The 7,039-nt window shown below is 39.2% G+C and carries 10 protein-coding genes (1 of these 10 cut by a window edge); 3 read left to right on the top strand and 7 right to left on the bottom strand.

Annotated features, from left to right (window positions below; genetic code table 11):
* Positions 1-194: the 3' portion of a hypothetical protein gene (locus FHG67_RS01540; RefSeq protein ID WP_369750509.1), read on the top strand. The gene continues 772 nt to the left of window position 1, outside the view; 194 of the gene's 966 nt are visible here — the last part of the coding sequence; its start codon lies beyond the left edge, outside the window; it ends in the stop codon at positions 192-194.
* Between the two features lie 161 nt (positions 195-355).
* On the opposite strand, the gene purF is transcribed toward FHG67_RS01540, so the two are convergent.
* Entirely contained in the window at positions 356-1,828 is a 1,473-nt protein-coding gene (purF, locus tag FHG67_RS01535) for an amidophosphoribosyltransferase (protein ID WP_142499603.1), read from the bottom strand.
* A 41-nt stretch (positions 1,829-1,869) separates the two neighbouring features.
* On the opposite strand from purF, the gene FHG67_RS01530 reads away from it, so the two are divergent.
* On the top strand, positions 1,870-3,036 hold the full coding sequence (locus FHG67_RS01530; RefSeq protein WP_004495360.1) for a ribonuclease D: 1,167 nt from the start codon (positions 1,870-1,872) through the stop codon (positions 3,034-3,036).
* Between the two features lie 32 nt (positions 3,037-3,068).
* Positions 3,069-3,740, top strand: a complete 672-nt coding sequence (locus tag FHG67_RS01525) for an NUDIX hydrolase (protein ID WP_004495352.1) — start codon at positions 3,069-3,071, stop codon at positions 3,738-3,740.
* A 253-nt stretch (positions 3,741-3,993) separates the two neighbouring features.
* Here FHG67_RS01525 and FHG67_RS01520 read toward each other — a convergent pair whose 3' ends face one another.
* From FHG67_RS01520 to FHG67_RS22125, 6 genes are read right to left on the bottom strand one after another with little or no spacing between them, the layout of a single operon-like run.
* Positions 3,994-4,524: a phage protein GemA/Gp16 family protein gene (locus FHG67_RS01520; protein ID WP_004498890.1), complete on the bottom strand. Its 531-nt coding sequence runs from the start codon at positions 4,522-4,524 to the stop codon at positions 3,994-3,996.
* Positions 4,521-5,258 (bottom strand): DUF5131 family protein, encoded by a 738-nt coding sequence (locus tag FHG67_RS01515; RefSeq protein ID WP_004498904.1) that lies wholly within the window; start codon positions 5,256-5,258, stop codon positions 4,521-4,523. Before FHG67_RS01515 ends, FHG67_RS01520 begins: the two co-directional genes overlap by 4 nt.
* Before the next feature lie 16 nt (positions 5,259-5,274).
* Positions 5,275-5,712 carry an ASCH domain-containing protein gene (locus FHG67_RS01510; RefSeq protein WP_004498841.1) on the bottom strand — a complete coding sequence of 146 codons (438 nt, stop codon included), beginning with the start codon at positions 5,710-5,712 and terminating at the stop codon, positions 5,275-5,277.
* On the bottom strand, positions 5,709-5,981 hold the full coding sequence (locus FHG67_RS01505) for a hypothetical protein (RefSeq protein WP_004498893.1): 273 nt from the start codon (positions 5,979-5,981) through the stop codon (positions 5,709-5,711). The genes FHG67_RS01510 and FHG67_RS01505 overlap by 4 nt, the downstream gene beginning before the upstream one ends.
* Complete coding sequence (locus FHG67_RS01500) at positions 5,974-6,807, bottom strand: DNA-methyltransferase (RefSeq protein ID WP_004498882.1); 834 nt, start codon at positions 6,805-6,807, stop codon at positions 5,974-5,976. Before FHG67_RS01500 ends, FHG67_RS01505 begins: the two co-directional genes overlap by 8 nt.
* Positions 6,807-7,031 (bottom strand): hypothetical protein, encoded by a 225-nt coding sequence (locus tag FHG67_RS22125; protein ID WP_036075496.1) that lies wholly within the window; start codon positions 7,029-7,031, stop codon positions 6,807-6,809. The genes FHG67_RS01500 and FHG67_RS22125 overlap by 1 nt, the downstream gene beginning before the upstream one ends.
* Positions 7,032-7,039 lie beyond the last annotated feature (8 nt).

Raw genomic sequence — 7,039 nt, 5'->3', positions numbered from 1 at the left:
TAATTCTAGAAAAATACAAATCCGGCAAACTCAATCATCAATCCTTGTTCGGGGACTTATCCGTCTTAGAACCGGAGATTACGATGGAAATCTTGGGAATATTCGAAGAAAAGGGAATTTTAGGAAGATCCGAAAAAAATCTCATTAAGGAACTACTTTCCAAACACAAAAACTTCAAAAATCATACTCCTTGAACCTTTCTTTATACTTCACTTCCAAATAAGATTATACAGATTCCTTCGATACGAACTCTTTCTTTCAAATCTCCGCAAAAGTTCCGATTGAAATTTGATACGCGCTGAGTTTTTATCTAGACACTCTAACCAAAATGGAACACAAAAAACCAGAAAGCCGTTTAAGGAACGGCTCTTTCCTCCACTTGATATTCTTTAAAAAGGCTTTTCTGATTTCCTAATTCGCTCTGAAACTCCACGGGATATTGAGCCGTAAAACAAGCGTTGCAAAATCCACCGCCTTTATGATCCATTACCGCACGATTCATAGATTCGACCGAAAGATAAGCGATACTATCCACCCTCAGATACTTTCTAATTTCTTCGATCGTGTGAGTCGCGGCGATTAGCTCGTTGTGCGTGGGAATATCGATTCCATAATAACAAGGCGAGATGGTAGGGGGCGCGGAAACTCTGAGATGGATTTCCTTAGCGCCCGCGCTTCGGATCATCTTAATGATCTTTCGGCTCGTAGTTCCCCTCATAATGGAATCATCTACTACGATAACTCTTTTTCCTTCGACCACGTTTCGAACCACATTGTATTTGATCTTGGCTCCGAAATCCCGAATTTTCTGATCGGGTTCAATAAAAGTCCTACCGATATAATGAGAACGGATCAAACCGGACTGATAAGAAATTCCGGATTCTTCCGCATAACCCAAGGCCGCGATGTTCGCAGAATCCGGAACCGGAATCACAACATCCGCTTCGACCGGCAATTCTCGGGCTAAAAATCTTCCTAAATTCTTCCGAACCTTATAAACAGATTCCCCAAAGATACTGGAATCGGGTCTTGCAAAATAAATATATTCAAAAATACAAAGACTTGGAGTCGCTTTCGGAAACGGGTAGTAAGAATTGACTCCGTTCTTATCGACTACAACCATCTCGCCCGGCTCAACGTCTCTTTCATACTTTGTGTCCGTAATATCGAAAGCACAGGTTTCGGAAGCAAAAACGATAGACCCGTCTTCTCGACGACCCATCACCAACGGACGAAAACCGTTCGGATCCCGCACTGCGATTAATTGGGTTTTCGTCAGAATCACAAGAGAATACGCGCCCCTCACTTTTTTAAGAGCCGAAGAAAGCGCCGAGAGAAAATCGGTTTCTCCGGAACGAGCCATCAGGTGAACGATCACTTCCGAATCAATCGTAGTCTGAAAGATGCTTCCTTCCTTCTCAAGCTGCCTTCTGACCTCCCAAGAGTTGACCAAATTTCCATTGTGAGCGAGAGAAACGGCTCCAAGATGAGATTCGACTCGAAGAGGCTGAGCATTTCTTAAAAAACTCGCTCCGGTAGTAGAATATCGATTATGCCCAATGGCAGAAGTACCCTGAAGTTCCTTGAGTTTAGCTTCTGTAAAGATACTAGCCACCAGACCCATACCTGCGTATCGATAGAGATGTTCTCCGTCTGAGGAAACGATTCCACTGGATTCCTGACCCCGATGTTGCATCGAGTAAAGACCTAAATATGTGAAATTAGAGGCTTCCGATGAATTAAATATACCAAAAATCGCACATTCATCTTTTGGTTTGTCATCCTGGGCTTGTCTTCTTACTCTGGATTTATCGGGAATTCGACTCATTCTCTGCCTTCTTAAGCTTAAAATCTCAGGTTGCGTTTTTCATGCAAATAAATTCCGATTACATAGTCGTAGATACAATTCGAAGCCTCCAACTCGTTCTCATCACCTTGAGTCAGGCCGATTCCATCTCCATCGATACGGAGTCCTCTGGCTATTATACCTATTTCTCAAAGGTCTGTCTGATCCAAATTTCGGCTAAGGGAAAAAATTACATCATCGATCCTTTGAAGTTACAAAATTTAGATGGACTTGGAAATTTATTTGAAGATAAAAAAATTCTAAAAATCTTTCATTCCGCCATTGATGATATTAAAGCGCTTAAAAAAGACTTCGGTTTTAAATTTCAAAACATCGCAGATACCGGATTCAGTTCCCGCCTTTTAGATCACGAACAATATTCTTTAACTTATCTTGTGGATTATTACCATAAGATCAAACTTTCTAAGAAGGAACAGAAATCTAACTGGGAAAAGAGGCCTCTCGAAAAAAGCCAACTTCAATACGCCGCTTTGGATACGGTTTATCTGGAAACGATTTGGGAAAAGATGAAGGAAGAACTTACCAAAAGAAATCTTTATGAGGAAGCGCTTTCCGAGTTTGAAAAGATCGCATGCGAAGAACCGGGCACAGAAGGAAATTCCATCTCGATGGATAAGTTCCCCGAGATTTTGGAATATAGCGCCGATGAAAGAAGATTTATCTACGACACTTTGGTTTTTAGGGACGATAAATCTAGAAAATTAAACAAAGCCCCCTTTCGAGTGTTCAACAACGAAAAAGTGATTCTTCTCGTAAAGTCGAGAAGAGATATAGCAAAGTTAACCGAAATTGTCGGTAAAAAAGATGCGGAAAGTTTATTTCAGATTTATGCGAATCCAAGCGGACCCCCGATTCAAAAATCTGAGCTTTTTAAAAAACCGGGCGAGAACTTGACGAACGAAGAAGGCGAGCGTTTCAAGCGTCTGAGAATTTGGAGAGAAACGATCATGTCTATCAGAAGAATGAGCCATCAGATGATGCCTTCGAACAAAATGATCGCGGAGTTAGCCCAAAGGAATCCGAAAACTTTAGACGAATTGAGAGAGATGAATCTTTTTTCAGAGTGGAAAGTGATTCACTACGGTCCATCTATTTTGGCCGCATTAGAAAATGTACCTTACGAATCGAATATCAAGGGACTCATTCCGATTAATAAAAAATTCGAATAAAAATATTTAACTCTTCAAATGCAGATAAAAAAATGAGATTTGATTTTCAGTCGCTCAAAAATCGACTTGCAGTTCCTCAGAAAATTTTTACCGGAATTCCGACTCCGCCGATCGGAGAAGAAAAGTCCAAGGCTTCATCCGTTATTCTTCCTATTTATGAAAAGGAAAATTTGGCACAGGGCTTGATTCTACAAAAAAGAAATTTCAATCTAAAAGCACACCCTGGACAAATTTCCTTTCCCGGAGGAGCTTATTCCAAAACGGATAAAAATCTTTTGAACACAGCTCTAAGAGAATGGGAAGAAGAAATGGGAGAACCCAGTTCCGTTCTGGAAGTTTTAGGGGAATATGACGGACTTTTCACTCATACCGGATTTCATATTTCTCCCTTCATTGCGCGTTACAACGGTTCGTTTCTGTTCAACACAAATGCGGCAGAAGTAGAACGTTCTATCCTCTTGGATCTCAATCGTCTGGAAACGGCTCCGTTTTATTCCATTCGAATTCGGAGATCGGGTGCGAAAGAAATTGAAATTTATTATTTCGACCTCGAAGAAGAATTACTTTGGGGAATTACCGGAAGAATCATCGTAAACTTTCTGAGAGACTACGCAAACTTTGAAAGAGAGCCTATTTTAGCGGAACCTAATTTAAGTAGCCCTCCTTTTTTCGATCCCACTCGTAAATTTTTCCAAAAAAATTAAAAAGACATTTTTTTCTTCATTTAGTTTGCCATCTTATCCCCCCCTAACACTGAAAGAAGAGATACCCAGGAAAGTCTAAACGGAAACGTAGGAAAATCGAGGAAAAACCGGCTTTTTGAAGGGGTTTTAGAAGGTTTTTAGACCTGTTATAGACAAAATATTGAAAACGAACGAAGAAGAATTCAAGAATATTACGAAGAAATAATACGAAAAAGCATTCGGATAACGTCGGAATTTAGATTTAAATTCCACCCTAAACACCCGTTCCTTTAACCAAAATCAAACGCATTATCCGGAGAACGCTTTCAGAGCGCGTCATATCTTTCAGGAATTTATCAAACAGTTCTTGATTCGAGCGAATCAACATTCCCTTGAGTGCTTCAGTTACAGACTGAGCTTCATGTCTGGAAAGTTCGTTTAACGATTTCTTAAACATTTTAACTGGAAGAGAATTTGTCGAAAGATTCTCATAATTTCCTGATAAATTGAGAGCTGTTACAAGATTTTTAATCAACTCGTTTTGATCTGGTGTTATTATTGATTTGAATTTAGAATTGTTTTTCGGAACGGACGAATATTTAATTGGAGTGCGGCGATCAGCGACATTTTTCTTTTTCAATTCAGGATGTAATTTGTAAATTGCGGTCACGATTTTTTCTAAGTGAACTTTAGAAAGATTTTTTGTTGATCTTTCTCCGGAAATGGATTCTACAAGATTACGGAAATTCTCTTCTGAAATATCGGCTTTAGATTTTAAAGTCCAAATTTGGAAAAGACTACTCATCTTACTATCCCCTTCGGGAATTCATTCCATTCTCTTCCGTCTAACTCTCGTCCGGATTCTTTCTTATTTCTTCCACCCCATTGTTTAAAGAAAAATTGAACTCTCGCGATATTGCACTGATCGCGAATCGAACGAATCCATTCCGCTTGAACCGGTCGCGCTCCCGGACCGGATTCACCGCCTACAATAACCCAATCTATTGGGAAACAATCGATATAACCCCAAGCGTTCAAATAAATTGAAACATCAACTTCTTCGAGTAATGGTTCGCAGGAAAGAAATCGAACTTTAGTCGGAATCTGTATAAGATGACGAAGCCTATCTTCAACTACGTTTTGACTTTCTATCGAAGTTCCAAGCCAAACGTTTTCTAATGTGAAATTTTTCCTGGAATCATAGTATTCTTTCGCTCTCTCGATTCTTTTGGTAAGGATTTGAAATATATTTTCAGGACATTCCCCAATGACCGAATGAACTTGATCGATAAAATCGAACGGAATGTCTTTATGAAAGAGATCAGACATCGAATCTACGAATATTCGTTTTCCTTTTACCGTACGTGGAAAATCCAACCGGTTCGGATGCAATTTTATTTCCGAAAACTTTCCCCACATTTTTTCAAAACGTTTTGTAAGAGATTCAGCATAGCAATTTTTACAGCCACTTGATATTTTCGTGCAACCAGTTGTTGGGTTCCAAGTCAAATCAGTCCATTCAATCTTTGTATGATTCATTGATACAATCTCTTCGTCAAAATGTGACTTCTGTAAGTGAGGAATTTCGAGATGTAAAAAACGATTCGAAGGGTAAGAGTTTCACAGGCTCGAATTTGATCGCCCAACACGGTTCTCCGAACATTTCCCACATACGAAAATACTTTTTCATATCCTTTGTTCCATCCTTGAGAATGAATTTTTTAGGAATAAATTCTGGATTTTCATCTAACCACGCAAATCCTTCTTCTTCATAGTCGGAGTCCGGCATTAACAAAGGACTTTGCTTTATAATCCAAGAAATTCTTATCTCTCCAATTTTCTTCCCACCGAAACGAGCTTGCTTATCATACGCTTGGACAATTTCCCCAGGGTGAAATTTTAAAGCATATTCATCTTTCCATTCACGTCGCGTGATTGTTTTTCTTCCCGCGAGAAGAGGAGCGGCGGTATAGCCAAAGGATATGATTTTCATTTGGATTTTTCCCTAAGTAAATCGATCTCCCGCGCCATTCTAAGCAACGCCTTCGCCATTACTCTTTCCTTGTGCTCACCTTCGTAAGTTATCGCTTCTGACACATTCTTTTGCAAAGAAATCTTGTTAGCCTCTTCTCTAAACCAGGAAGAAAGGAACGTAATATAATCGATGACCACCCGAACGATCACTCCTAAGAAAAAGAAACAAGCGATCGAAGCCCAAAACGTATATGTGAGGATCAGCTTTGCAATTTCCCAATCATTCATCTGTCTTCTCCTTTTCCGAAAAAATGGAAGGAAGTGTTTTGAGTCTGCGAATTTTCTTAGCGATTTCTATTCTTCGTTGTGCTAACTCGAAATATTCCTCTTCTTTTTCAATCCCTATGAAATTTCGATCCGTTTGAATGCAGGCTACTCCCGTTGTTCCGCTTCCCATGCAGTTGTCTAAGATCGTGTCTCCAACATTGGAATAAGAACTGATCAAAAAATTCATGAGTGCAGTAGGTTTTTGCGTAGGATGGATTCCTTTTCCGGATTCGGAAGGAAAACAAAGAACAGAATCTGGATGTCTTTGACCAAGATCGAGGTATTGATAGGTTTCTGATTTTGGTCCTCGAACGTTAAAGAGCTTAGAATAATTCTTTTTAGAAGATTTTCCTTTTCTTTGAAATTTAGGATCGATTTGGTATTTTTGTGGGTTATAGACAGGTAGTTTTTTGTAAAAAATCAGAATATTCTCATGTGATTTATTCGGCATTTTGTTCGCGTTCAGAAATCCGGACGCTTTCGTTTTATACCAAATGAGTTCATATCTGAAATTTTTCGGGTTACTATTGATCAGAGCCGTGGTAAAAGGCTGACTTGCTGTAAGGATGACCGCCCCATTTTCTACGATCATCCGGTTGTATTGTTCCCAAAGCTCTTTGAAAGGAAGAACTTTATCCCAACTACAATCCGTTGTTCCGTAGGGTAAGTCACAAAGAACCAAATTTACTGATTTGTCCGGAATCTGAGGAAAGATATTAAAACAGTCGTCATTAAAAAGCTGAATCGAAGGTTCTGTATTTTTATTTGTATTTGCGGTAAGAGTCATTAAATTGTTTTTTCCATCCATTGTTTAAGAGAGTTTACTTTGTGCGTTTTTATTGCTTTTCGATTTGTTATTTTCAAATCCAGTATTTGTTCTTCGGTGATTTCAAATTTAGCTTGAATGAGTTGATAAACTTGGGAGATCGATTTTGCTTCAAAAACAAACACCGTCGAAATCAGAAAACCACGATCGAGAAACGAAACGCGTCCAAAATACGTTTGAATCATCGTTTCCT

The organism is Leptospira weilii (assembly GCF_006874765.1).
GTDB classification, from domain to species: domain Bacteria; phylum Spirochaetota; class Leptospiria; order Leptospirales; family Leptospiraceae; genus Leptospira; species Leptospira weilii.
This window is presented reverse-complemented; position numbering and strand designations above follow the sequence as displayed.